The 24,233-nt window shown below is 64.8% G+C and carries 22 protein-coding genes; 4 read left to right on the plus strand and 18 right to left on the minus strand.

Going from position 1 to position 24,233, the window contains the following annotated elements; all coding sequences use genetic code 11:
* Positions 1–3 precede the first annotated feature (3 nt).
* The 4 genes from NCR37_RS26615 to NCR37_RS26630 all read left to right on the plus strand — a co-directional run bounded on the left by NCR37_RS26615 (position 4) and on the right by NCR37_RS26630 (position 3,353).
* On the plus strand, positions 4–372 hold the full coding sequence (locus tag NCR37_RS26615; protein ID WP_250475795.1) for a (2Fe-2S)-binding protein: 369 nt from the start codon (positions 4–6) through the stop codon (positions 370–372).
* Positions 362–1,777, plus strand: a complete 1,416-nt coding sequence (locus NCR37_RS26620; protein ID WP_250475796.1) for an FAD-dependent oxidoreductase — start codon at positions 362–364, stop codon at positions 1,775–1,777. The genes NCR37_RS26615 and NCR37_RS26620 overlap by 11 nt, the downstream gene beginning before the upstream one ends.
* Positions 1,770–2,933, plus strand: a complete 1,164-nt coding sequence (locus NCR37_RS26625) for an NAD(P)/FAD-dependent oxidoreductase (protein ID WP_250475797.1) — start codon at positions 1,770–1,772, stop codon at positions 2,931–2,933. The genes NCR37_RS26620 and NCR37_RS26625 overlap by 8 nt, the downstream gene beginning before the upstream one ends.
* Positions 2,934–2,999: 66 nt before the next feature.
* A complete protein-coding gene (locus NCR37_RS26630; protein ID WP_250475798.1) occupies positions 3,000–3,353 on the plus strand; it encodes a RidA family protein in 354 nt (117 codons plus the stop codon).
* A gap of 101 nt (positions 3,354–3,454) precedes the next feature.
* Here the strand turns inward: NCR37_RS26630 and NCR37_RS26635 are convergent, their stop codons facing one another.
* The 18 genes from NCR37_RS26635 to NCR37_RS26720 all read right to left on the minus strand — a co-directional run bounded on the left by NCR37_RS26635 (position 3,455) and on the right by NCR37_RS26720 (position 23,641).
* Positions 3,455–4,840, minus strand: coding sequence for a GntP family permease (locus tag NCR37_RS26635; RefSeq protein ID WP_250475799.1), 1,386 nt, complete (start codon positions 4,838–4,840; stop codon positions 3,455–3,457).
* Between the two features lie 73 nt (positions 4,841–4,913).
* Positions 4,914–5,798 carry an amidohydrolase family protein gene (locus NCR37_RS26640; RefSeq protein ID WP_250475800.1) on the minus strand — a complete coding sequence of 295 codons (885 nt, stop codon included), beginning with the start codon at positions 5,796–5,798 and terminating at the stop codon, positions 4,914–4,916.
* Between the two features lie 48 nt (positions 5,799–5,846).
* A complete protein-coding gene (locus NCR37_RS26645) occupies positions 5,847–7,151 on the minus strand; it encodes an MFS transporter (RefSeq protein ID WP_250475801.1) in 1,305 nt (434 codons plus the stop codon).
* A gap of 56 nt (positions 7,152–7,207) precedes the next feature.
* Complete coding sequence (locus tag NCR37_RS26650; RefSeq protein ID WP_250475802.1) at positions 7,208–7,930, minus strand: GntR family transcriptional regulator; 723 nt, start codon at positions 7,928–7,930, stop codon at positions 7,208–7,210.
* 520 nt (positions 7,931–8,450) lie between these two features.
* Complete coding sequence (locus NCR37_RS26655) at positions 8,451–9,107, minus strand: HAD family hydrolase (RefSeq protein WP_250475803.1); 657 nt, start codon at positions 9,105–9,107, stop codon at positions 8,451–8,453.
* A 7-nt stretch (positions 9,108–9,114) separates the two neighbouring features.
* Positions 9,115–10,641 (minus strand): xylulokinase, encoded by a 1,527-nt coding sequence (locus NCR37_RS26660; RefSeq protein WP_250475804.1) that lies wholly within the window; start codon positions 10,639–10,641, stop codon positions 9,115–9,117.
* A gap of 11 nt (positions 10,642–10,652) precedes the next feature.
* Positions 10,653–11,627 carry a shikimate dehydrogenase gene (locus NCR37_RS26665; protein WP_250475805.1) on the minus strand — a complete coding sequence of 325 codons (975 nt, stop codon included), beginning with the start codon at positions 11,625–11,627 and terminating at the stop codon, positions 10,653–10,655.
* The gene (locus NCR37_RS26670) at positions 11,624–12,271 is read right to left on the minus strand and encodes a glucose-6-phosphate isomerase (protein WP_250475806.1); all 648 of its coding nucleotides are present in this window, start codon (positions 12,269–12,271) and stop codon (positions 11,624–11,626) included. The genes NCR37_RS26665 and NCR37_RS26670 overlap by 4 nt, the downstream gene beginning before the upstream one ends.
* A 3-nt stretch (positions 12,272–12,274) precedes the next feature.
* Positions 12,275–13,663 carry an FAD-binding oxidoreductase gene (locus NCR37_RS26675; protein WP_250475807.1) on the minus strand — a complete coding sequence of 463 codons (1,389 nt, stop codon included), beginning with the start codon at positions 13,661–13,663 and terminating at the stop codon, positions 12,275–12,277.
* Between the two features lie 37 nt (positions 13,664–13,700).
* On the minus strand, positions 13,701–14,486 hold the full coding sequence (locus tag NCR37_RS26680; RefSeq protein ID WP_250475808.1) for an SDR family NAD(P)-dependent oxidoreductase: 786 nt from the start codon (positions 14,484–14,486) through the stop codon (positions 13,701–13,703).
* Entirely contained in the window at positions 14,483–15,247 is a 765-nt protein-coding gene (gene rpiA, locus NCR37_RS26685; protein WP_250475809.1) for a ribose-5-phosphate isomerase RpiA, read from the minus strand. The genes NCR37_RS26680 and rpiA overlap by 4 nt, the downstream gene beginning before the upstream one ends.
* 40 nt (positions 15,248–15,287) lie before the next feature.
* Complete coding sequence (locus tag NCR37_RS26690; RefSeq protein WP_250475810.1) at positions 15,288–16,133, minus strand: MurR/RpiR family transcriptional regulator; 846 nt, start codon at positions 16,131–16,133, stop codon at positions 15,288–15,290.
* A complete protein-coding gene (locus NCR37_RS26695; protein WP_250475811.1) occupies positions 16,133–16,846 on the minus strand; it encodes an HAD-IA family hydrolase in 714 nt (237 codons plus the stop codon). Before NCR37_RS26695 ends, NCR37_RS26690 begins: the two co-directional genes overlap by 1 nt.
* A complete protein-coding gene (gene xylB / locus NCR37_RS26700; protein WP_250475812.1) occupies positions 16,843–18,357 on the minus strand; it encodes a xylulokinase in 1,515 nt (504 codons plus the stop codon). The genes NCR37_RS26695 and xylB overlap by 4 nt, the downstream gene beginning before the upstream one ends.
* Positions 18,358–18,396: 39 nt before the next feature.
* Positions 18,397–19,851: an aldehyde dehydrogenase family protein gene (locus NCR37_RS26705; RefSeq protein WP_250475813.1), complete on the minus strand. Its 1,455-nt coding sequence runs from the start codon at positions 19,849–19,851 to the stop codon at positions 18,397–18,399.
* A gap of 14 nt (positions 19,852–19,865) precedes the next feature.
* A complete protein-coding gene (locus NCR37_RS26710) occupies positions 19,866–20,903 on the minus strand; it encodes an ABC transporter permease (RefSeq protein WP_250475814.1) in 1,038 nt (345 codons plus the stop codon).
* An 11-nt stretch (positions 20,904–20,914) separates the two neighbouring features.
* The gene (locus NCR37_RS26715; protein ID WP_250475815.1) at positions 20,915–22,477 is read right to left on the minus strand and encodes a sugar ABC transporter ATP-binding protein; all 1,563 of its coding nucleotides are present in this window, start codon (positions 22,475–22,477) and stop codon (positions 20,915–20,917) included.
* A 69-nt stretch (positions 22,478–22,546) separates the two neighbouring features.
* On the minus strand, positions 22,547–23,641 hold the full coding sequence (locus tag NCR37_RS26720; protein WP_250475816.1) for a sugar ABC transporter substrate-binding protein: 1,095 nt from the start codon (positions 23,639–23,641) through the stop codon (positions 22,547–22,549).
* Positions 23,642–24,233 lie beyond the last annotated feature (592 nt).

The following is a 24,233-nucleotide window of genomic DNA, read 5'->3' on the forward strand; positions in this document are numbered from 1 at the left end:
GACATGACTTCATCGACACCTTCGCTTTTCAAGCCGTTGCCGGGCGCCCACAGCGCGAACATCGACATCTTCTTCAACGGTCAGGCCCTGAGCGTGCCGGGCGGGCGCTCGGTCGCGGCGGCCCTGCTCGCGGCCGGCGTGTCGCGGTTTCGCGCGACGCCGGTCTCCGGCGCCCCGCGCGCGCCGTACTGCATGATGGGCGCGTGCTTCGAATGTCTGGTCGAGATCGACGGCGTGCCGAGCCGCCAGAGCTGCATGGTCGAAGTGCGGGCCGGCATGCGCATCCGTTCGCAGGAAGGGGCGCGCGATCTGCCGCCATCCGTCGATACCGATACTGCCGACGCATCGCTGGAGAACGCGCATGGACGCTAACCTCGTCTCATCGAACGCCGAAGCCGTGGATGTTGTCGTGATCGGCGCGGGTCCCGCGGGCATGAGCGCCGCGACGCGAACGGCGCGCGCGGGCCTCAAGACCGTTTTGATCGACGAACAGGATGCCGCCGGCGGGCAGATTTATCGCGGCATCGGCCGCGCCGATGCCCGCCGCAGGGAGATTCTCGGTCCCGACTACGCGGCAGGCGGCGCGATCGCGCAGGCGTTCGCGTCATCGGGCGCGCGGCATCTGACTGGCGCGACCGTGTGGCAGGTCACGCGCGAGCGCGGCATCAACTATCTGAAGGACGGCAAGATCGGCAGCTTCGAGGCCGAGCGCGTGATTCTCGCGAGCGGCGCGATGGAGCGGCCGTTCCCGATTCCCGGCTGGACGCTGCCCGGCGTGCTGACGGCGGGCGCGGCGCAGATCCTTCTCAAGAGCGCGGGCGAAGTGCCCGCCGCGCCGCCGGTTCTGGCGGGCTGCGGACCGCTCCTGTATCTGCTCGGCTGGCAATACGTCCGCGCGGGCGTGCCGATTCGCGCACTCGTCGATACGACGCGCCACGAAGACCGCTGGCGCGCGAAGCGTCACATGCTGTCGGCGTTGCGCGCGTGGCCGTATCTGAGCAAAGGCTTGCACCTGATGCGCACGCTGCGCGAAGCGGGCGTGCCTATGTTCGAAGCCGCCGACGACCTGCGCGTGGAATCGCGCATCGGCGCGGACGGCGTGGAGCATGCGAGCGCGCTCAGCTTCACGACGCAGGGCGCGGCGCATCGCATCGAAGCGGACGTGATCTTGCTGCATCAGGGCGTCGTACCCAACACGCAGTTCACGCAGGCCTTGCGGGCGGCGCATCGTTGGGACCATGCGCAACTCTGCTTCACGCCGAAAACCGACGCATGGGGCGAACTGGACGTGCCCGGCATCTTCGTCGCGGGCGATGGCGCGGGCATCGGCGGCGCGCAGGCGGCGGCGCTGCAAGGCGCGCTCTCGGGCGTCGCGGTGGCGGCGCAACTCGGCGCGATCGATCCGGCCAGGCGCAATCTCGAAGCGGCGTCGCTCCGACGCGATCTCGCAGGCGCCATGCGCATCCGCCCGTTCCTCGATTCGCTGTATCGTCCGCGCGATGCGAACCGCATTCCGAAGAACGAGACAATCGTCTGCCGATGCGAGGAAGTCACCGCGGGCGAGCTGCGCCAGTTCGTCGAGCTGGGCTGCGTCGGGCCGAATCAGGCGAAGTCGTTCGGACGCTGCGGCATGGGGCCGTGTCAGGGCCGCATGTGCGGGCTGACGGTGACGGAGGTCATCGCTCAGGCGCGGCGCGTGTCGCCGGCCGAGGTCGGCTACTACCGCATTCGCCCGCCGATCAAGCCGCTCACGCTCGGAGAACTCGCCGGTGAATGAAATTAGCGAAGCCGATGTGATCGTCGTGGGCGGCGGCTTGCACGGCACCAGCAGCGCATTCCATCTCGCGATGCGCGGCGCGAGGGTCGTCGTGCTCGAAGCCGACTATGTGGCGCGGCACTCGTCGGGCGTCAACGCGGGCGGCGTGCGCACGCTCGGGCGTCCGCTGCCCGAGATTCCGCTCGCGCTCATGTCGCGTGACATGTGGCATGGCATGAAAGAACTGCTCGGCGAAGACGGCGGATTCGTCCCATCAGGACAACTGAAGATTGCCGAAACCGAAGCGGAGCTCGACGCGTGCCGCGAGCGCGTGGCGCTGCTCGAATCGCATGGATTCACGCACGAGAAGGTGATCGATCGGCAGACCGTGCTCGAACTCGAACCCGCGCTTGCGAAACACGTGACGGGCGGCATCTGGGTCGAGCGCGACGGTTACGCGCTGCCGTATCGCACGACGACTGCGTTCCGGCTCGCCGCGCAACGGCTCGGCGCGCGGTTTCTGGAAGGCACGCCGGTCAGGCGCATCGAACCACGCGGCGCGCGATGGACCGCGCAGACGCCACGCGGCACGTTCAGCGCCGAAAAGATGCTCATCGCGTCAGGCGCGTGGTCCGGCGAACTCGCGATGCAGGCCGGCGAGAGCGTGCCCGTGCATCCCGAAGGGCTCATGCTGATGGTCACGCATCGCGTCGCGCCGTTCTGCCGCGCAACGCTCGGCGCGACGGGCCGGCCGCTGTCGTTCAAGCAGTTCGATAACGGCACGGTGGTGATCGGCGGCAAGCTGATCGGCATTGCCGAGCTGGCGAACCGCCACGGCGAAGTTGACTTCATGCGCCTCGTGAAGAGCGCGCAGACCGTGACCGATCTCTTTCCGCATCTGCGTCATCTCGGCGTCAATCGGGCGTGGGCGGGCGTCGAAGCCTTCACCGAAGACGAACTGCCGGTGATATCCGCGAGCCGCACTGCGTCGAATCTGTACTACTCGTTCGGCTATTGCGGCAGCGGCTTTCAGCTCGGGCCGGGCTGCGGCAAGCTCGTCTCCGAACTCATGCTCGACGGCGCGCCTTCCCTTTCGCTCGATGCGTTCGCCATCGACCGGTTCGATACGCGCGCCGGGTCGTCACAGAGCGACGCGGCGACGCTCGTCGCGCACTGATTCCATCTTCTCAACCGCCGCGCGTGCCGACGGCATGCGCGGACCTCGCATTCAAAGGAGCTTTCAATGAGCGATATCGTTCGTATCGACACCAATCAGCGCATGAGCCGCGTCGTCAAGGCGGGCGGGCTCGTGTTCATCGGCGGGCAGACGTCCGCCGACCAGACGCCCGACATCAAGCAGCAGACCGCCAGCGTGCTCGAAAAGATCGATGGCTATCTGGACAAAGCGGGCATCGACAGAACGCGTCTGGTGTCGGCGCAAGTGTGGGTGGCGAACATCGAGCGCGACTTTGCGGGGATGAACGAAGTCTGGGACGCGTGGGTGCCCGAAGGCTGCGCGCCGGCGCGGGCGACGTTGCAAGCGCAACTGGCGTCGCCGGCGTTGCTCGTGGAGATCGCCGTGGTCGCGGCGAGCTGACAGACGCGCTTTTTCCAGTCGATTGCAGTGGTGGCGCTGAAGAGCCCGCCGCCATCATCGCGAGTCCGCTGCTTGCCACTCAAAGCTCGCACCCGGGCGGGTCAGTGAACACTGATAACTGCATTGAACACGAGCGCCATGACCAGGCCGACCACCGCCACGATGGATTGAACCACCGAGATCGTTTTGGTGGCTTCGCCCATGGTCATGCCGAACGATTCCTTCACCATCCAGAACCCGGCGTGGTTCGCGTAGTTGAAGAACAGAGAACCGCAGCCAATCGATAAAGCCAGCAACGGCAAGTTGAGGCTCGGATCGGCTCCGGCAAGCGGGGCCAGCAAACCCGCTGCGCCGACGATACCCACCGTCGCCGACCCGGTCGAGACGGAAAGCGCCATGGCGATCAGCCAGCCCAGAACCAGCGGGGGAAAGGCGAAGTGCTGCGTCAGATGCACGATGGCCTCGCCCACCTTTGCGCTCGTCAGCATCTCCTGGAATGCGCCGCCTCCCGCGATGATCATGATGATGGATGCAATCGGCTTGAGACTGGTGCCGAGCGCGTGACGCAGCTTCTCGGCATCGCCTCCCCGGGCGAGGACCAAGGTCGTCACAGCGAACAGTACGCCTAGCAACATGGCGATCAGCGGATTGCCGAGGAAGCTCGCCACATGCAGCGTCGGCGAACCCTTCGGCAAGACCATTTCAGCGACAGCATGAACCAGCATCAATATGGCAGGCAACAAGGCCGCCAACACGCCGAGACCGACGGCAGGCCGCCGGTGCGTGCCGCCCTCTTCGACGACGGTGAACTGGTCCAGCAAGCCCTGATCGGGCCTCGTGCTCATGCGGGGCGAAATGAACGCGCCATAGAGCGGGCCTCCCAACACCATCGCGGGAATCGCCGCCAGAAAGCCATACAACATGGTGGGGCCCACCGAAGTCTTGAGCGTGGCGATCGCGGTCAATGGCCCGGGATGAGGCGGGACCATGCCGTGCATGGCGGCCAGCGCCGAAATCACCGGCACACCGACGTACACATAAGCCGAGCCCTTGAAACGGGCATGGCTTTCCAGCTTGCGCGCCACGCTGAAGATCAGCGGCAGCATGACAACCAGCCCCACTTCGAAGAACATCGGAATGCCCACGACGAACGCCACGAGGGTCATGGCCCACGGAATCATCCGGTCAGAGGCGCGCCTCAGCATGGCTTCGGCGATCTGCTCGGTGATACCCGCATCGGCGAGGATCTTGCCGAGCATCGCGCCCAGCGCGATGACCACGCCCACCGCGCCCAATGTCTTTCCCGCGCCGTTCGTCAGATGCTTGACGATGCTTCCCGGCTCCATGCCGGTGGCGAAGCCCACGCCGATGGATACGACGAGCAACGCAAGAAGCGGATGCATCTTGATGCGCGACACGATGAGCGCGACCAACACCAGCACGCTGAAGAGCGCGGTGAGCAATAAATCGATGTCTAAAGGAGTCATTTAATCTGTCTTCCGTTCGAAGTGTGTTGCCCCGGTGAGCGGCGCGGCCTGGTTGGGGATGTCGGGCGCGTAGCTATTCGGCGGCGTCGTGATCGAACATGTAAAGGCTCGCGGGCGTGTGCGTCAGCACGACGTTGCGTTCTTCCGGGTTCGGGATCAGCGCGTGCAACAGTGCGAGCGATCCCGACATTTGCTCCGTGCCCTCGAACTGCGTATGAGGCCAGTCGCTACCCCACATCAGGCGATGCAGCCCGTAAACATCCCTCAAAAGATCGAATGCCTCGCGGGCCTCGCGCTCGACGACGTCGTGGTTTGGCCAGTTGCGGTATGCCCCGGATACCTTGACCCACACGCGCTCTGATCGAGCGAATTGGAGCAGACGGCGAAAGCCTGCATCGCTTGCGCCGAGAGCAGGATCGGGCCTGCCGAAATGATCGACGACGACATCGACGCCCGCTTCGAGAAGCGGCGCGACGATGCCTTCGAGTCTTGCCGCTTCCGCGTGCACTTCGACATGCCATGCCAGCTCCCGCACATGAGCCAGCGTGCGCGCGCTCACCCAGTGGTCGAGCGGATTGTCGGCGTGCCCGATCAGATTCAACCGGATGCCGACGATGCCTGCTTGGGCCATATCGGCCAGCGTATGCGGTTCGCAATCCCGCGCGATCACAGCGACGCCACGCAGCCTGTCGCGCGCGCGACCCAATGCATCGAGCAGATAGCCGCAATCGGTGCCGAGAAAGCTGGGCTGCACGAGCACGCCGCGCGCTATCCCATGGGCATCGAGTTGCGCGAGGTAGGCTTGCAACGGCGCGTCGTAATCGGGTGCATAGCGGCGATGCGCGGCGAGCGGAAGACCGCGCCTGAAGACATGAGCATGCGTATCGACTGGTGCGATCCCGGATCGACGGTGCGCATCCTTTCGACGGCTCACGTCTGTCTCCGACTCAGGGAGCATGGGTCTTTCCTCATCAATGGTTTCGACGCCGCGTGAATGGCGGGCGCGTCAATGCCTCGAAGCGTGAGCGAGCGGCCCTGCGTCCTCCGCGCCGGGAGCGACTTCGCCCAGCACGCGGCCGCGCGTCTCCGGCAGCATCAGCACAGAAAGCACGACGATGGCGTAGGCGAGAGCCGCATCGATGCCGATCGCCGTGCCGAGCGACATATTCGCCGACATATGCCCGACGAGCACAGGGAATCCCGCGGAGACGACGCGACCGAAGTTGTAGCAAAAGCCGACGCCCGTGCCGCGCACGCCGCGCGGATACAGCTCGTTGAACAGCGCGCCCATGCTCGCGGGAATGCCCGCCGCGAAGAAACCGAGCGGAAAGCCGAAGAAAAGCATCGCGGTATTGCCGAGCGGAAGGAACAAATAGGCGACCACCGTTATCACGCAGCAGATGGCGAATACGAGAATGGTTCTTCGACGACCGATGCGGTCCAGCAATTGAGCGCTGACGAGGCACCCGCAAAAAAACGCGACGATCACCACGGCGAGATAGCCGCCAGTACCGAGCACGGACAGATGCCGCTCGCTCTTCAGGAACGTCGGCAGCCACGTCATCAGAGCGTAGTAACCGCCGTGCGCGCCGACGCCCAAGAGCGCGCCGATCAACGTCATGCGAAGCATTCCCGCTGAAAAGATGCCGGCCACTCCTGTAGGTTGCGCTTCCTTGCGGCGCACTCGCGGGTCACGCGTCGCTTGCGCCGATCGGGCCGGCGCTTCCGGCTCCTGCACGCCACGCCGGACATACAGAATCAGAAGCGCGGGAACGATGCCGATGGCGAACATCACGCGCCATGCCGTGGCCGCCGGCACGAGCGAGAACATCAGCGCATAGAGCAACACGGCTGCGCCCCAGCCGACGGACCATGCGCTCTGCACGCTGCCCATCGCCTTGCCGCGATGCTCGTTGCGGATCGTCTCGGCCATGAGCACGGCGCCTGCCGCCCACTCTCCACCGAAGCCGAAACCCTGCAACGTCTTCAGCACGAGAAACTGCGAATAGTTCTGCGAGAACGCGCACAGGAAGGTGAACACGGAAAAGAACGCGACGGTCCATTGCAGTGTTCTGACGCGTCCGAACCGGTCGGACAACATGCCGGCAATCCACCCGCCCAGCGCCGACGCAACGAGCGTGACGCCGCTCACCAGCCCCGCCTGCGTGCGGCTGATCGACCACTCCGTAATGATCGCCGGAATGACGAGGCTGAACATCTGCACGTCGAGCGAATCGAGCGCCCATCCGCCGAAGCAGGCCCAGAACGTCCTGCGTTCATTGCCCGAAATTTCCTTGAACCAGTTGAACATGCCGTCTCCGTCGCCGGTTGTATTCAGAACAACGCGCTTCCGTTAGCGCTCGACCACTAGCGAATCTCTGCCTGATAGATGAACTCGCTTGCGGGACCACGCGAGCGGCGCCATTCGAGCGGCTGCCGGTCGTAGCCGAATGCAAGACGTTCGATGACGACGGCCGGCGCGCCCGGTTCGATGTTCAGGAGTCTCGCGTGCCGTGAGCCGATGGCTTCGACGGTCAGGGTTTCAGTGGCGGACGCCACGATCTGATTGCACTGCGTTTCGTACACCGGGTAGAGAAGATCGCCGATCTCGTGCAAGTCCATCTTGGCAAACGCCGCAAAGCGCGCGTACGGCAACCATATTTCTTCGGCGAGCATCGGCACGCCGTCGATCAGCCGCAAACGCGACATCTGAATCACGCGAGCCGTCCGTGCTATTTGCAGTGTCGCGGCGACTGCCGATGGCGCATCGACGATCTCCCGGCGCAAGATCCGGCTCTCCGGGATGCGGCGTTCGCCTTGTCGCGTCTGGAAGCGGAAGAAGCGAAACAGCGAACCGTCGAAGTTCGCGCGGCGCACGAACGTCCCTCTGCCCTGGAATCGTTCGAGAAGACCTTCAGCCACGAGCAGATCGACGGCCTTTCTCACCGTACCGACGGCCACGCCGTAGCTTTGAGAGAGCGCCTGCTCGGTGGGAATCGCTTCGCCCGGTCGCCAATGACGCCCCGCGATCAGGGCAACCATTTCGTCGCGCAAGCGCTGGTAACGCGGCAACCGGTCATCGGACTGCATGGTGTCTCTCCGTCGAATTCATATAGATGATTACATGTTTTCGACGTTTGACGGATGGGGGATAACCCTGCTCGAAGATCGCGGGAACAGTTCAGGTTGCTCGCGACCGGACGTGCGAACGTTGTTGCCTGGCGCGGAAGGAACAGAGTGGAATGGCGAACGACTGAGCGTTGGTTCGCACGATGAAGAATGATGGCCGATAGCGTCAGAAGCCGTTCGGCCGCCGCATTTCCGGCTGCTATCCGGACTACCTTGCTGATGCTGGGCACATGGAGACTCAGCCTAGCGTTGAGGATCGAGTCCTCTTCGAGCGCCGAAGCGGTGTCGGACGCAATGCGAGCGATTGGACTTCAGCGAAGGTCTGACGTCCCGTCACGTAGACGCTTCGCTAACTCATTGCATTCTTGAACGCGCTCATGCCGCGCACCCATGCGAGCGGCGTCGACCATGTTGGCGGACATGCGCCGTCATGACGCAAGCGTTCAAGACATGGCGTTGACTGCGGCCCGAGGTCACCGCTCTATCGCAACGCCTCAAGGGGGAGCCCGAGCTTCGCCGCGAGTTCATCCAGCGAGCGCACGATGTCCGCTTCGGAGGGGAAGAGCGCGGCGGCTTCATCGTCAATAGGCCAGCCGATCACGCGCATGTGCGCGGCGATCGCTCCGAGCGCGCCCGTCGGACTGTCCTCGACCGCGACGACCTCTTCCGGCGCGAGCCGCAAAAGCCACGCTGCGCGTACGTACGGCTCCGGGCTCGGCTTGCCGTGACGCACGTCGTTGACGCTGACCGTGATGAGCGAGGGATCTTCGATTCCGAGCGCGCGCAGGTTCGCTTCGAGCAACATGCGCGACGCGTTCGATACGATCGCCTGCGTGATGCCGGCCGCCTTCGCCGCGCGATACACCTCGAGCGCGCCGGGACGCGGCGTGAGCTTCGGCGCGCCGTTCAGGTACGAGCGCGCCCGAAACGCCGACCATTCGCCGAAATCGACCGTCAGCCCGAATCGTTCACGAACGAGCGCATGCACTTCGCGCCCGGTCTTGCCGAAGACGAGCGGATGCATTTCATGACCCGCCTGCACGCCGTGATGCGCGAGCGCCTCGACGAGCGTCGCCAGATGCAGCGACTCGCTCTGGATGAGCGTGCCGTCCATGTCCCACAGAATTGCCTTGATCAAAGCCTGATTATCCTTGTCGTGCATGCGCTGCGAACGCGTGTGCGTCGAGCGCGTCGAGATCGTCGTAGAACTGCTGCGCCTGCGCGTAAAGCCCCTCGAAAATGGGCATCATGCGATCGTACCTGTCGCTTGCGCGCGGGTCGGGCTGCACTTCGCTCTGGAACTTGACGAAGGCGCTGACCGCATCCGCGAGACGCGCGAACTGTCCGTGCGCGGTGGCCGCGAGGACAGCGCAGCCTATCACGCCGCACTCCACTTCGGCAGGAACGAGAATCGGCGTGCGATACATGCTCGCCTTGATCGCGAGCCACAACGCGGCCCGCGCGCCGCCGCTCGCCGCCACGATCCGGTCGACGCCGCCGTCTTCCGGCCGAAGCAGCGCAATCTGACGCCGCACCGCGAACGCAACGCCTTCGAGGACCGCGCGATGCAAGTGCCCCAATCCGTGCCTGGCCGTGATGCCGAAGAATTGGGCGCGCGAGTTGGCGTGTTCGCCCAATCGCTCGCCTGTGAGATATGGGAGGAAGAACAGGCCGTCCGAACCGACAGGCGCGCTCGCGGCCTTCTGCGTGATGACATCGTAGGACAAGGCATTCTCATGGAACGCACGCCGCGCCCAGCGCATCGCGTCGCCGCCGGAATCCAGCAGCATGAAGCGGCCCCACGAACCGTCGCATGTCACGAGATTGGAGACGTCCGGGTGCAGCATCGGCGTATCGGCCATCACGGTGATGATCGACGACGTTCCCGTGATATCCGACGCGAGCCCCGGCGCATGAACGCCCGAGCCGAGCACCGATACCGGATAATCCGCCCCGCCGACGAGCACGGGCGTTCCCTCACGCAAGCCGGTCTGCGTGGCGGCATCTTGAGTGACGCCGCCGAGAATGTCGAGCGGCGCGCGGATCGGCGCGAGCTTCGCGGCATCGAGGCCGAAGGCGTCCAAAAGCGCGCAGGACCATGTGCGAGTGGATGCATCCATCAGATAGCTGGTCGATGCATCGCTCCAGTCGCATGCGCGCTCGCCCGTCAGCCGGAAGTTCACGTAGTCCTTCGGCATGAACACGGTCGTCGCGCGCTCGAACGCGGCGGGATCGTTCGCCTTCAGCCATTGCAGCTTGAAAGCGGGCCACGCGGGCGTCGCGGGATTGGCGGCCTGCCTTGCATGCGACGCGTAATCGGCTCGCGCTCGAAACGCGGAGACTTCGGCACTGGTGCGCTTGTCGTTCCAGAGCGGTGCGGTGTCGCGCGTGAGGTTGCCGTCGTCATCGATCAGGACGGTGCCGTGCATCTGGCCGCACGCGCACACCGCAACGACACGCGCCGCTGCACCCGGGACGCTCGCCAGCACTTCGCGAATGGAACGCGCGGCGCCCGACCACCAGTCGGCCGGACGCTGTTCGGACCAGCCGTAGCGCGGCACGATCTGCTCATGCTCGTGCGCGGCGATACTGCGCACGACGCCGCGCGCATCCACGAGCGCGGCGCGCACGCTGCCCGTGCCCACATCGATCGCGAGATAGAAGGCGTCCATCAGCCTCGGCGTCAGGCAGCGCCTGCGCGCGGCGCGGGCTTGCCTGCATCGGCGGCGATGCGGCAGAGCGCCTCGAAGGCCGGCCCGCGCGTCGCGATATCGACATGAAAAACTTCGGCCATCACGCGCGTCCAGCCGTAGATGAAGTAAGTCCAGCCGTCCTCGACCTGCAAGCGCCTGCGCTCACGCTGCGCCCGCGCCTGATCCAGAAACACGAGATCGCCGCGATAGTTCAGCTCCCATGCGATCGCGCGTTCGGGAAACACGGCGGCGCCCGTGAGCGGCGAGCCCGGCCTGTCCTTGCCGAGCCCGGTTGCATTGATGACGAGCGCCCCCGGCGACAGCCGCGCCATCACGCGGTCGTTGTCGTCGGGTTGAGAGACGAGCACGTATTCGCAGGGCACGCCGAGATTGAGCTCACGGTGAATGCGTTCGATGTCCCGCAAACGTTCGTGCGACGGGTCCGACACGATCACCTTCGAAGGCCGGTCCGCGCCCCGTTTCGCCTGCATCAGATGCCACGTGATCGCGATGGCCGATCCGCCCGCGCCCATCACGAACACTTCCGCTTTCGAGGTCGCAAAGTGCTGCGCGGGCACGAAGCCGTCGAGCGCAAAGCCGGCGGTAATCGGGTCTTTGGCGTGGCAGACGAACTTGCCGTCGCGCTTAGACAGGCAACTGGTCTCGTTCATTGCCCGCGCGTATTCGTCGATCTCGTCGAAGAGATCGTGGCACGCGGCATACAGGTCGATCTTGTGCGTCGTGACGAGCGCGCCGAGCGAAAGCGGATCATCGCGCAGAAAGCGCACCGCCTCGCGATACGCCTCGTGATCCGCATGCGGCGCGAAGTCGATGCCCTTCATCTGCACATCGCCCAAACCGAGATGCCTCGCCCACTCGGGAAACACGCGCATGATCGAACTCTGCGCGGTGGTCACGCCGATGAACCAGAACGTGGGCTTGCTTGCCGCTTCGTATGCCATCATTCGCGCTCCGTTCGTGCCAGCAGACCGGCGATCTGCGCCTCATTGCGCGCGACATACGCCGGGTTCGCCTCGCTGCGATAGCCGCCCCTGCCGTCATCGACAATGCGCAGCTTCATGCCGTTGGCGCGCTCGATGATCGCGTAGTCCTGCCCGGCATCCGCGGGATAGCAGAACAGCATGACGAAATCGTCGCTACCCAGATTCACCGAGCGATGAATCCATCGCGGCGGCACGTAGCACACGGTATGAGCCTCGATGTCGACGATACGCGTCTCGCCGTCGGGCGACTCCATCAACATGAGTCCATGCCCCTTGAGTCCGAAGTAGAGCTCGGGCCTGTCGATGTTCGCGTGAATGTGCCCGCGCGTCATGAAGAACTCGTTGCCCACCTTGCCGGGACTCATGCGCGTGACGCCGGTGATCAGGTCGCCCGGCGCGTCGCTCGGACGATGATCGGTCACGTCGTACACGACCTCGTCGCCGCGCGCGGCAGCCAGCGTGGAGAAGGCATCGGCATCGCCATAGAGGCCGTCAAGATCCTTCAAACGCTTTTGATAGCGCGTGCCCGTGCCCTCCATCAGGCCGCTCGACAGATCGACTCTGAACGCGCGAGGTTCGGGCCAGTTCGAGAGAGTTGGCTTCATCGGTCACACCACTTTGCCGGGGTTCAGAATGCCGAGCGGATCGAGCGCCGACTTGATCGCGCGCATCGCCGCGATATCGCTTTCGCGGCGGCTTCGAGGAAGATAATCGCGCTTCTTCGTGCCGATGCCGTGCTCGGCCGAGATCGAGCCGTCGAACTCGCGCGTGACGTCGTATATGACACGGTCGATCTCGTCGTGATCGTGCTTGCCCATGCTCGGCACATCCACGACGATATGGATATTTCCGTCGCCCAGATGGCCGTAGGTCATCACGAGCGCGTCGGGCCATTGCTCGCGCAGACGCGCTTCGCAACGCTCCGCGGCGACGCCTGCCTGCGCGATCGAAAAGCTCACGTCGTAGGCCGCGTGATTCGGAATGAAGCGCTGATATTCGCCGGGCGCATCGCGGATCGCCCAGAAATCGCGGGCGTGCGCTTCCGACGATGCAATGGCCGCATCCGTCACCACGCCCGCTTCGAGCATGCCGCCGAGAAATTCCTCGAAGGCTTCGTTGTGTCGCTCGGGATCGGTGCCGACGCTTTCCAGCAGCACGTAGAACGGATGCGCCTCGGCAAGCGGCGCGCGCAGCGCGGAGAGGTTGGCGATCACCGCGTCGTGATAGCCCGCCCACATCACTTCGAACGCCGATACGCCCGCTGCCAGTTGCGCCTGTGCGCGCGTGAGGAGCGTCGTGACGGCGGCGAAGTCGGGCAAGCCACACCATGCGGTCGCAGTGGCCGTCGGTTTCGGCCGAAGACGCAGCACGGCACGCGTGATGACCGCGAGCGTGCCTTCGCTGCCGATCAACAAATGGCGAAGATCGTAGCCGCTGTTGTTCTTGATCATCTTGTTGAGTCCGCCGATGACTTCGCCGCTCGCGAGCACCGCTTCGAGCCCCAGCACCTGGTCGCGCATCATGCCGTACTTGATGACGCGGTTGCCGCCTGCATTGGTCGCGAGGTTGCCGCCGATGGCGCAACTGCCGCGCGCGCCGAGATCGAGCGGGAAGTAAAACCCGGCGGCGCTCGCCGCTTCCTGCACCGTTTGCAGCGCGACGCCCGCTTCGACCGTCATGGTCGCGGAGACAGCATCGATTTCGACGATGCGGTTCATGCGCTCCAGACTTAGCGCAATTTCACCGCCACGCAGGTTCGCGCCGCCGACGAGACCCGTCAGGCCGCCTTGCGTCACCACGGGCTGACAGTAGCGCGTGCAGATCGCCAGCGCCTGCGCGACTTCGTCGGTATCGCGCGGACGGACCAGCGCGAGCGGCACGGCGCCTGGCAAGCCGCTCCAGTCCACCACGCGCTTGTCGCCGAATTCTTCCGGCAAGGCCACCACATCCGCGCCGAGGGCGTCGCGCAATGCGTGGATTGCATCGAGTGCGCTCATAGGTTCATCGTCTCCGTTCATCTTGTGAGTGGCTGCATCACCAGACCGTATAGCCGCCGTCCATCACAATGTCCGATCCCGTCATGAACGCGCTCGCACGCGACGCGAGAAAGACGACGCCCGGCGCGATCTCATCGGGCGTCGCCATGCGTTCGAGCGGCGTGTAGTCGAGCCAGACTTTGCGCCATGCCTCGTTTTCGAAGCCGCGCTTGGTCAGTTCGGTGCCGACATAACCCGGCGAGATGGAATTCACGCGGATGCCGTCCGCCGCCCATTCTACGGCGAGCGAACGCGTGAGATGAATGACGCCCGCTTTCGATGCGTTATACGATGCCTGCGGCTGGGGCTTGTTCGCGATGCTCCCGCTCATGCTCGCGATGTTGACGATCCGTCCGCTCTTTTGCCGCGACATGTGACGCGCGGCGGTGCGGCAGCAATAGAACACGCCGTCGAGGTTCACGGCGAGCACGGCGCGCCACGCGGCGTCGTCGGTTTCGAGCGCGGACGCATTCTTCACGACGCCCGCGTTGTTGACCAGCACGTCGAGTCTGCCGTGCTTGGCGACGATCGCATCGAAGCCCGCATCGATCGATGATGAATCCGTCACGTCCAGCGCGACGAAGCTGCCTGCGATTGCGTCGGCGGCGCGCTGCCCGAGCGTCGCTTCGCGGTCGGCGATGACGACCGTCGCGCCGGCATTGCGCAGCGCCTTCGCTATCGCGAGACCGATGCCCTGCGCCGCGCCGGTGACGACGCAGACTTCGCCGTCCAGACGAAAGACGTCGAGCGTCGCGCCAGTGTCTTCCTTTGCGATCTCGCTCATTGGCGCGCTCCGTCGAATACGACGATATTCGCCGTGCCGTTTGCATGACCCACGATCATCTCGCTCGCGATGCCGGTAAAGAGGCCGTGCTCGACGACGCCGGGAATGGCGTTGAAGCGCGGCGCGAGCGCGAGCGGATCGGGAATGGCTTCGAGATGGCAGTCGAGAATCCAGTTGCCGCTGTCCGTCACCACGAGCGCGCCGTTCTTCATGCGCCGTTCTATTCTGATGCCCGCATCGAATCCCGCCGATACGAAAAGCTCGCGCAGCAGACGCTCCGTGCTTTGCCAGCCGAACTGGATGACTTCGATGGGCAGCGGAAAACGCCCGAGCGTATCGAAGACCTTCTTGTCGTCGACGACCGCGACCATCTTGCGCGACGCCGCCGCGACGATCTTCTCCCACAGCAGGCACGCGCCGCCGCCCTTGATCATGCTGCCCTGATGATCGATCTCGTCCGCGCCGTCGATGGTCACGTCGAGCCGGTCGATCTGCCCGAGGTCGGTCAATGGCACGCCGAGCTCGATCGCCAGTTCGCGCGTCGCGTTCGATGTCGGCACGCCGACGATATCGAGCCCGTCCTTCACGCGCGGCGCGAGCGCACGCACGAACCAGTGCGACGTCGTGCCCGAGCCGAGCCCCACTTTCATGCCCGGCGCGAGATAGTGGTCGACCGCCTTGATGCCCGAGACGAGCTTCGCCTCGTCCTGCTTCGATTGCGGCTCCAGTCGGGCATAGCCCGGTTCGATATGCGTACCCAATTGCGTCTCCGTTGTTATCGAAACACCCCTGAAACAAGGGCTAATCCATGAACTTGTCGGTGAACCACGGGTCGAGCGCGGCGAGGTTGTCGGGCAGTTCGCGCCCTTGCCGCAAGCCCAGCATGGCGACCAGCATGTTCACCACGAGCAGATGATTGATGCGCGCCGTGAGCGGCGTGTATAGCTCGGTGTTCTCGTATGCGGGCACGGCGACGGTCAGGTCGCAGGTTTGCGCGAGCCGCGAGCCCGGCGCGCACACCGCGATGGTCACCGCGCCCTTGCCCTTCGCCATCGCGGCCGCCATCACGAGCGACTTGGTCGAGCCCGAATGCGAGAAGAAGACCGCCACTTCGTCGTTGCGCAAGGTCGGCGCGAGCAGCAGTTGACGCTGGCTTTCGAGCACGACGCGGCAATGCAGCCCGAGGCGAAAGAACTTGTGCTCGGCATCGAAGGCGATGGTCTCCGAGATGCCGAGGCCGAACAGGAAGATGCCCTTCGCATCGATCAGATACTGCGTCGCGCGCTCGATGGCCGCGGAATCCACGTCACGCGCGAAGCGTTGAATGGCATGCAGCGAATTGTTCACGATCTTGCTGCACACGCTCGCGGGCGTGTCCGTGTTCGTGATGGCTTCGTAATCGAACGGCGCCTGCGGTATCAGGCCCTGGCCGAGCCGGACCTTGAAGTCCTGATAGTCCGCGCAGTCGAAGCGGCGGAAAAAGCGCACCACGGTCGGGTCGCTGGTCTGCGCCGCTTCCGACAACTCGGCCATGCTCATCTTGAGCGCGGCTTCGGGCGCGCCCAGCAATACATCGGCGATGCGCAGCGTCGCGCCCGTCAACGATGGGTGTTCAAGCGCGATACGGCGCAGCAGGTCGTTTCTCATCAGGCTCCCGGCAGGCGCGACGCATTGAGCGCGGCGCACCTCGTCACTAACTCGGCGAAGGAATCGAGCCGCCTGTCATCGGGCACGGGAACATCCGGCCCGGTGCCCCAGTTGACGATCAGACAGCGAACCTGCGCGTCGCGTGCGCACTGCGCGTCGATGCGCGTGTCGCCGATATAGAGCGTGTGCTCGGGCGCGGCGTCCATCTGTTCGAGCGTCATCAGCAAATGCCGGGGATGCGGCTTTCTCTGCGCAAGCATATCGCCTCCGACGACCGCGCTGAAGTACCTGTCGATGCCGAAGTGAGCGAGCACCGCCTGCGCGAGTTGTTGCGCCTTGTTCGTGCAGACGCCGAGCTTCACGCCGGCCGCATGCAGCGCGGGAATCGCCTCGAGCGCGTCGGCGTAGAGCGTCGCCTTCTCGACCGGATGCTGCTTGTAGATGGACAGATACGTCTCGACGTCGGCGCTGACGCGCGCCGGATCGAGTTCGAGACCGAGCCCCTTGTACAACTTGTCGATCAGCCCGTGCGAGCCTTCGCCGATGAACTTCTCCACGAAGCCGACCGTCTGCGGCGCGATGCCGTGCGTTGCGAGCAGGCGGTTCACGGCGCTTGCGATGTCCGGCGCGGTATCGACGAGCGTGCCATCGAGATCGAATACGACTGCGTCGACCGTTCGTTCGGCCTCAAGGATGATTTCGTTGACGGTCATCGGCTCGGGTTCTCCATGGCGATGTGTTGATAGACCGGACGCAGCGCGTCGTACAGCGTGCGGAAGGTGTCGAAACGTGCGTCGTAGAGCGCTTTGAGCGACGCATCCGGGCTCACGCGACCCGTCACGCGCAGGGTGCCGACCGCTTCGTCGAGCGATGTCCACCAGCCCGCGCCCACGCCCGCCGCCAGCACCGCGCCGTACGCGCCGCCCTCGGATGCGCCCGTGACCGTGGTCACCTCGCGTTGCAGCACGTCCGCGAGCATCTGCAGCCACAGCGGCTCGCCGGTCGCGCCGCCCGAGACACGCACTTCGTCGCACGTGAGGCCTGCGCTCGCGCCTAGCGATGCGATCGCCCGGATGTTCAGCAGCACCCCTTCCATGACGCTGCGGATCATGTGAGACGCATCGTGCGTCGACGTGAGGCCGATCCATGCGGCACGCCCGTCCGCCGCGACGTGCGGGCAGCGCTCGCCGAGCAGATACGGCAGGAAGAGCAGTCCGTCGCAGCCGGGCGCGGCGGCTTTCGCCAGTTGCGTCATGCGTTCGAAAGACAGATCGGCCGTCATGCGCCGCAGCGCGCCGCGCAGCCATTCGAACGCGCCGCCCGCGGAAAGCGTCACGCCCATCACGTGCCAGCGGCCCGGCGCATTGCCGCAGGAAATCTGCAATTGCCCAGTGGCCTCGGGACACGTACGCAAGCCGCCCGCGACGATGCCCGCCGTCCCGATGGTCACGCCGAGCGGGCCGGCATCGATCGCGCCCATCGACGTCGTCTGAATGACTGAGTCGCCGCCGCCGCCGAATACGGGCAGATCGCCGGGCAAGCCCCACGCCTGCGCCAGTTCGCCGCGCAACGTCCCCGCGCGTTCGGTCGATTCGACGACCTGCGGCAAAAGCGATGCGGGCAAGTCGAGCGCGGACATCAGCGCGCCGGACCACTGGCGTTGACGCACATCGAAGAGACCGGTGCCCGACGCGTCGGACACATCGGTAATGTGCTCGCCTGTCAGACGCAGGCGAAGATAGTCCTTCGGATTCAGCATCCGCCGCATGCGCGCGAACAACTCCGGCTCATGCTCGCGCATCCACAGGAGCTTGCCCGCGGTGAATCCCGGCAGCATGCGGTTCTGCACCCGCGCGAGCAGACCGTCGAGACCGCCCGCGCGCGCGGTGACCTCGTCGCAATACGGCGCCGCCCGCTGGTCGCACCAGAGGATCGCGGGACGCAGCACCTTGTCGGCTTCGTCGAGCGCGGTCAGGCCGTGCATTTGTCCGGATAGACCGATGCCCGCCACCGCGCGACGATCCGGCAGCGCGTCGAGCACTTGCGCGAGCGCGGTCTGCGTCGCGCTCCACCAGTGCTCGGGGTCCTGCTCGGCCCAGCCGGCACGGGGCGAAACGAGCGGATACGCCGCGAGGGCCTTCGCCGCGACATTGCCCGCGCCGTCCACTGCAATGACCTTGCATGCGGACGTGCCGACGTCGATGCCGAGAAGATACCGTTCCATGGCCGCTCCGTTTGCGTATGCGTGGTCGTCGTGCGTCTCTTATGCGCGGTGACGCAGCCGCACGTGCTTCAGGTGCAGATAGCCTTCCATGCCTTCGCGCCCGTGCTCGTACCCCGTGCCGCTCTGCTTGCGGCCGCCGTACGGCGCGTTCATGATCCCCGCGTCGACGTTGTTGATGGCGACGTTGCCGAAGTCCAGCTCGCGCGAGAGCGCGAACGTCTCCCGCACATGTTCGGTGTACGCGTAAGCCGCGAGGCCCGCGGGCGTGCTGTTGGCCGCCTCGATGGCGTCGTCGAGCGTCCTGTAGCGCGCCACGCCGATCACCGGGCCGAACGTTTCCTCGTGCATCACGAGCATGTCGGGCGTGCCGTCGGCAATGACCGTCGGTGCATAGAAGAGGCCCGGTTCATTCGACACCATCGATTCGGGCCGGCCGCCGCCGCACAGAAGGCGGCCGCCGCGCTCGCGCGCATCGTCGAGATGACGGCGCACCTTCTCGACACCGGCGCGCGTGGCCATCGGTCCGACATCGGCCTTCTCGTTCGCGATGCCGTCCGCGACGACGAGCTTCTGCGCGCCATCGACAAGGCGTTCGAGGAAGGTGTCATAGACCGCTTCCTGCACGTAAGCGCGATTGATCGAAATGCAGATCTGCCCTGCGTTGCGGAACCCGCGGCGCAACGCGCCCGCGACCGCGAGATCGAGGTCCGCATGGGCGGTCACGATCAGCGGACAGCTTCCGCCCAGTTCGAGCGACAACCCCGTGATGCCGCGCACCGACTTGTAGATGTCCTCGCCCGCGCTGCCCGATCCCGTGAACGCCACCTTGTCGATGCGCGGATGTCCGACGAGCCGCTTGCCGGCCGCTTTCGCGCCCATCACGAGATTCGCGACGCCCGCCGGCAATCCCGCGCGATGCACGCAGCGAAACACGGCTTCCGCGCTCGACGGCGTGAATTCCGACGGCTTCACGACGATCGTGCAGCCCGCCGCGAGCGATGCCGCGAGCTTCCAGCCGATCAGTTCCACCGGATAGTTCCACGGCGCAATGGCCGCCACCACGCCGACCGGCTCCTTCTCCACGATACTGACGAAACCGTCGTCTTCATTCGGGATCGTCTCGCCGTAGATGCGCACGGCCTCTTCCGCGTAGTAGTGAAACGCCTTGGCGAGCTTGCGCGCCTCGCCCTGCGCTTCGGCGAGCGGCTTGCCCATTTCCGTCGTGATCGCCAGGGCGATGGCGCGTTCGTCCTCCGCGATGCAATCGGCTATCGCATGCAACAGGCGCGAGCGTTCGAACGGATTCACGCGGCGCCAGCTTCTGAAAGCGCGCGATGCCGCATCGACGGCGGAATCGATCGTCGCCTGATCGGCATCGGGCGCGCGGGCGACGATCTGCTCCGTCGCCGGATTCACGACATCGATCCATTCGCGAACGCCTTCCCTGCCGAAGCGCCCATCGATATACATCTCGCACTGACGAGGTTCTGTCATGGTCCGGATCAAGGTTATTGCGAAACGAAGTTGACGCGGATGGCATCCACCGCGACCGCGATGAAGATGAGAATGCCGCCGATCATCTGCACATAGAACGACGGCACTTCGGTAATCGCGAGGCCGACGTGGATCACCGTCAGCAGCAGCACGCCGCCGAGAATGCCGAGCGCGCCGCCGCGTCCGCCGAACACGCTTACGCCGCCGATGATCGGCGCGGCGATGGCATAGAGCAGGAAGCCTTCGCCCTGATCCGACGTGATCGCCATCTGCCATGCGGCGAGCAGATAGCCCGCGACGCCCGCGAGAAAGCCCGACAGCGTGAACGCGATGACCTTCACGCGATTCACGCGAATGCCGGCGGAATTGGCGGCGAGCGCGTTGCCGCCGGTCGCGTAGAGATAGCGGCCGAGCACCGTCTTGCGCAACATGAAGCCCATGCCGATGAGCACGACGAGAAACACGATCGGCATGACGGGCCAGTTGTTGACCGTGTACTGGCCGATCCAGATATAACCGGTGGACATGTCCGAGATGGTGTTGCCCTGCGTCACCGCGAGCAGCGAGCCTTGCAGCACGATCATGACGGCAAGTGTCTGAATGAGCGACACCATTTTCAGGCGCGTCACGCACAGCCCGTTGAAGAAGCCGATCGCAGTCGCCACCGCGATACCCAACGGCACGCCGACGGCGGGCGTGAGCCCGAGCCGCGTCGAAAGAATCGCCCCGATGGCGGCGGAAAATCCCATGTTGCTCGCAATCGACAAGTCGATCTCCGCCACCATCAGCGGCATCGACACGGCCAGCGCGAGCAGGCCGAGCACGGTCGCCTGCACCAGCACATTCTGCAGGTTCGACAGCGTGAAGAAGAAGGGATTGAGCACGCCGAACACGACGACGAGCGCCGCGAGCCACAGCCAGACGACGTTCTGGAAAACCCACTGCACGCCGCCTTTGCCGCGCTTGCCGCTTCCCGTGGCCGGCGCCGCGCCGCCATGACCGGCGAGCGCCGCCGGCGTAGGCGACGAAGAAAGGTCGCTTCGTGTTTGCATGGACTGTCTCCTCATGATTGATTCACCAGCGGCTCGGCGCGAACACTGTCGGTCGACGCCGGCTCCACATTGAAGGCGGCCTGCAGAATGGCGTCCTTCGCGATTTCCGCGCCGGTGTATTCGCGCTCGATGCGCCCGCCGACGAACACGGACACGCGATCGACCAGGCGCACCATCTCGTCGAGGTCGCTCGTAATGACGATCACGCTCAATCCCTCGCGCGTCAGCGTATCGATGATGCGATGCACTTCCTCCTTCACGCCCACGTCGATGCCGCGGGTGGGTTCGTCGAGAATCAGCAGCTTCGGAGACGTGGCGAGCACGCGGCCGAGGCAGACTTTCTGCTGATTGCCTCCGGAAAGCGTGCCGAGCAGCACCTCGGCGGTCGGCGCCTTCACGCGGAAGTGCTCGAAGTAACGCGCGACGACACCGCGTTCCGCGTTCGCATCGATGACGCCGGCCTTCGATACGTGCTTGAGGCTCGACAGCGTGATGTTGTGCGCGATGCTTTGCAGACCGACGAGCCCGTCGCGATGACGGTCGTCCGACAGATACGCGATGCCTCGCTGGAACGCCTCGCCCGGATGACCGGCCGGCGCGCTCGTGTTGCCGTCATGCGTGATCCGGCCGCGCGTCGCGCGATTCGAGCCGAAGAGCGCGAGCGCGAATTCCTTCGCGCCCGACCCCGGCAGTCCGGCGAACCCGACGATCTCGCCCGGCGCGATGGAAAACGCGTCTACCTGCACGCCCGGCGCCGCGAGACCCTCGACACGCCAGCCTTCACGGCCGGCCGCCGCCGTATCGCGCCGCTCGCGATAGAACAGCGGCACGTCTCGCCCGATGACGAGTTCGGACAGACCGTCCGAGTCGATCTTGGAGAGGTCGTCGTGCTCGCCCGCGAGCCTGCCATTGCGCAGGACGGACACGCCGTCGCAGATATCGAGAATCTCTTCGTTGTAGTGCGAGATGAAGACGAAGCTCACGCCGCGCGCCTTCAGGCTGCGCATGAAGTCGAACAGGTGCTCGCGGTCCGCGAGCGTGAGCGCGGTGGTCGGTTCGTCGAGAATGAGCAGCTTGCCGCCGCTGTGCAAAGCTCGCAGGATGTTGAGCTTGCGCTTGGCGACGGCGGACAAGGAACGCGCGGGCATGCGCGGATCGAAATCCGTGCCTTCGAGCGCGGCTTCGACGCTTTGCATCAATGCGCGCTGATCCACGCGACCGGTGATGCCGCGCTTCAGCGGCCAGCGCCCGAGCATCAGGTTGTCGGCAACCGACATGGAATCGACGATCATCGGTTCCTGCGTCACCAGGAACACACCGCGCGCTTCCATCTCCTGAACGTCGGAGCCCTGTACATCTTCGCCGTCCAGGACGATGCGCCCTTCGCTCGGCGCCGTTTGCCCGCTGATCAGCCGCACGAGCGTGGACTTGCCCGCGCCGTTTTCGCCGAGCAGACCGTGGATCGTGCCGCGCCGGATGTTGATCGAAACGCGGTCGAGCGCGAGCACGGCCTTGTAACGCTTGACGACGTCGTGGGTCCGCAGGATGTAATCGTTGCTGGGTGTATCCGACATTCAGAAAGTCTCCGGTCCGTATTCGGCGCGCTGAATGCGCGCCGTTTAACTCGTCTGGACTGGCGCGAATCAGGAATAGCGGATGCCCCATTCGTTATAGGCGATGTTGCCCCACTGCCGCTTGTCCTTGACCGAGCCTGCATCGACGACGAACGGCTGAATCACGAGACTCGGTCCCGTCTCGGACTTCGTGACCACCGCCTTCTCCCAGAAGTACTGATTGTTCTGGTAGTCGCCGTGCGGCACCGGCTGCCCCTTGAGCGAATACTTGTCCAGCATCTCGACCGTGATCTGCGCATAGGCGATCGGGTCCTGCGAGACGACGGCGTCCATGTAGCCATCGCCGATCCATTGCAGCGCGGCCGGTTCGCCGTCGATATTCACGAAAATCACATGCCCCTGCTCGCCCACCTTCTTCCACTTGCCCTTCTGCTGCAAGGCCGTGACGATGCCGCGCGCCGGCGAATCGCTGGGCGCGTGCACGGCGTCGAGATCGGGATACTCGGACAGCGTGGAGAGCGTGACCGACAACATGTTCTTGAGCAAGCCTTCCGTCGGACGGCTGATGACCTTGACGTCCGGATACTTCTTCATCGCTTCTTCGAAGCCTTCCTTGCGCAGACGCCACGCGACCGACTGCAACGCGCCGTAGCAGTTCAGGACCGTGCCCTTCGCGGACCCGTTCTTCTTCTTGAGCGCCGCCACGATGGTCTCGGCGGCCATGACGCCGCCCGCCTTGTTGTCGAAGTCGACGGTGATGGCGACATCGCCGCCGAGCGCCGGCGTGTCGATGATGCCGACCGGGATCTTCTTGAAGTTGTACTTCTTGATGACGCTGACGATGGCCTGACTGTCGATCGGGTCCGCGATGATCGCCGACGGGTTCTTCAGCATCAGGCTGTTCCACTGCTCCAGTTGCGACGTGTTGCTGAAGTTCGCATTCACGGCCTGAAACTGCCAGCCCTTCGCTTCGACCGCGCGCTTCACTGCTTCCTGCTGCGTGACGAAGAAGTAGTAGTCGAGACTCTTGTTGCTGAACGGCACGAACACTTTCTGCTGCGCGAAGCCGAGCTTCGATACCGACGACAGCGCAACGCCGCCGGCCGTGGCGGCAAGACCCGCCAGGAACTTTCTACGCGATGCGACTTCCTGTGCTTCTTCCATAGTTGTTGTCTCCTCAACACCGATATGGGCAGCGGCGCGTGCCACGGATAGCTCGACTGGATGCTAGTGATGTTCCTTTGCTGCGTAGTAATACAATCAAAATATACTGAGAACGGTGGAACGCGGGCAAGCTAGGGTTTACTCGTTGATGCGCTGCAACGGCCTAGTTTTCGGGCTTTGCCGGTAAATCGCAGGTTACAAGAGCGTAGGCGTCTTCGCCGGGAGAGCGTAGTCCTACTATCATGAGACTCGACGGGAACTGTCGCAGCCGACGCTGGCGGATGTGTCAGACAGCGCGCATGGATCGAGTCACGACTACCGGCGTGTGTATGACGGCGTTGTCAATGAGCGAGCCGCTACGACTGCCTGTTCGGGACGAAGGCGAGGCAGGCCTGTTGAATCGTGGAAGAGAGAGATGCCAGTCCGCACGCGGTGACGTTGGTGCGAACAAAGGAAATCGAAGTGCGAACCGAAGGCGATAGCTCGATCTATGTCGACCGGCGCGCGCTTAGCGTTCCGGGGGAGCGTCAACAGCAACGACTCGTGCCTGAGGATAAAGAAGCGCTCAAGCGGGCTCGTCGCGCCCTACGCA

The organism is Caballeronia sp. GAFFF1, from assembly GCF_023630705.1.
In the GTDB taxonomy this organism is placed as follows: Bacteria; Pseudomonadota; Gammaproteobacteria; order Burkholderiales; family Burkholderiaceae; genus Caballeronia.

What these genes read in the sequence shown, in the direction of transcription:
- NCR37_RS26635 (WP_250475799.1), bottom strand. Translation starts at nt 4,840, where the DNA reads ATGACTCCTTTAGACATCGATTTATTGCTCACCGCGCTCTTCAGCGTG.
- NCR37_RS26665 (WP_250475805.1), bottom strand. Translation starts at nt 11,627, where the DNA reads ATGATGGCATACGAAGCGGCAAGCAAGCCCACGTTCTGGTTCATCGGC.
- NCR37_RS26670 (WP_250475806.1), bottom strand. Translation starts at nt 12,271, where the DNA reads ATGAAGCCAACTCTCTCGAACTGGCCCGAACCTCGCGCGTTCAGAGTC.
- NCR37_RS26690 (WP_250475810.1), bottom strand. Translation starts at nt 16,133, where the DNA reads ATGAGAAACGACCTGCTGCGCCGTATCGCGCTTGAACACCCATCGTTG.
- NCR37_RS26680 (WP_250475808.1), bottom strand. Translation starts at nt 14,486, where the DNA reads ATGAGCGAGATCGCAAAGGAAGACACTGGCGCGACGCTCGACGTCTTT.
- NCR37_RS26650 (WP_250475802.1), bottom strand. Translation starts at nt 7,930, where the DNA reads ATGCAGTCCGATGACCGGTTGCCGCGTTACCAGCGCTTGCGCGACGAA.
- NCR37_RS26640 (WP_250475800.1), bottom strand. Translation starts at nt 5,798, where the DNA reads ATGCTCCCTGAGTCGGAGACAGACGTGAGCCGTCGAAAGGATGCGCAC.
- NCR37_RS26660 (WP_250475804.1), bottom strand. Translation starts at nt 10,641, where the DNA reads ATGGACGCCTTCTATCTCGCGATCGATGTGGGCACGGGCAGCGTGCGC.
- xylB (WP_250475812.1), bottom strand. Translation starts at nt 18,357, where the DNA reads ATGGAACGGTATCTTCTCGGCATCGACGTCGGCACGTCCGCATGCAAG.
- NCR37_RS26695 (WP_250475811.1), bottom strand. Translation starts at nt 16,846, where the DNA reads ATGACCGTCAACGAAATCATCCTTGAGGCCGAACGAACGGTCGACGCA.
- NCR37_RS26620 (WP_250475796.1), top strand. Translation starts at nt 362, where the DNA reads ATGGACGCTAACCTCGTCTCATCGAACGCCGAAGCCGTGGATGTTGTC.
- NCR37_RS26645 (WP_250475801.1), bottom strand. Translation starts at nt 7,151, where the DNA reads ATGTTCAACTGGTTCAAGGAAATTTCGGGCAATGAACGCAGGACGTTC.
- NCR37_RS26675 (WP_250475807.1), bottom strand. Translation starts at nt 13,663, where the DNA reads ATGAGCGCACTCGATGCAATCCACGCATTGCGCGACGCCCTCGGCGCG.
- NCR37_RS26720 (WP_250475816.1), bottom strand. Translation starts at nt 23,641, where the DNA reads ATGGAAGAAGCACAGGAAGTCGCATCGCGTAGAAAGTTCCTGGCGGGT.
- NCR37_RS26710 (WP_250475814.1), bottom strand. Translation starts at nt 20,903, where the DNA reads ATGCAAACACGAAGCGACCTTTCTTCGTCGCCTACGCCGGCGGCGCTC.
- NCR37_RS26705 (WP_250475813.1), bottom strand. Translation starts at nt 19,851, where the DNA reads ATGACAGAACCTCGTCAGTGCGAGATGTATATCGATGGGCGCTTCGGC.
- NCR37_RS26630 (WP_250475798.1), top strand. Translation starts at nt 3,000, where the DNA reads ATGAGCGATATCGTTCGTATCGACACCAATCAGCGCATGAGCCGCGTC.
- NCR37_RS26615 (WP_250475795.1), top strand. Translation starts at nt 4, where the DNA reads ATGACTTCATCGACACCTTCGCTTTTCAAGCCGTTGCCGGGCGCCCAC.
- NCR37_RS26715 (WP_250475815.1), bottom strand. Translation starts at nt 22,477, where the DNA reads ATGTCGGATACACCCAGCAACGATTACATCCTGCGGACCCACGACGTC.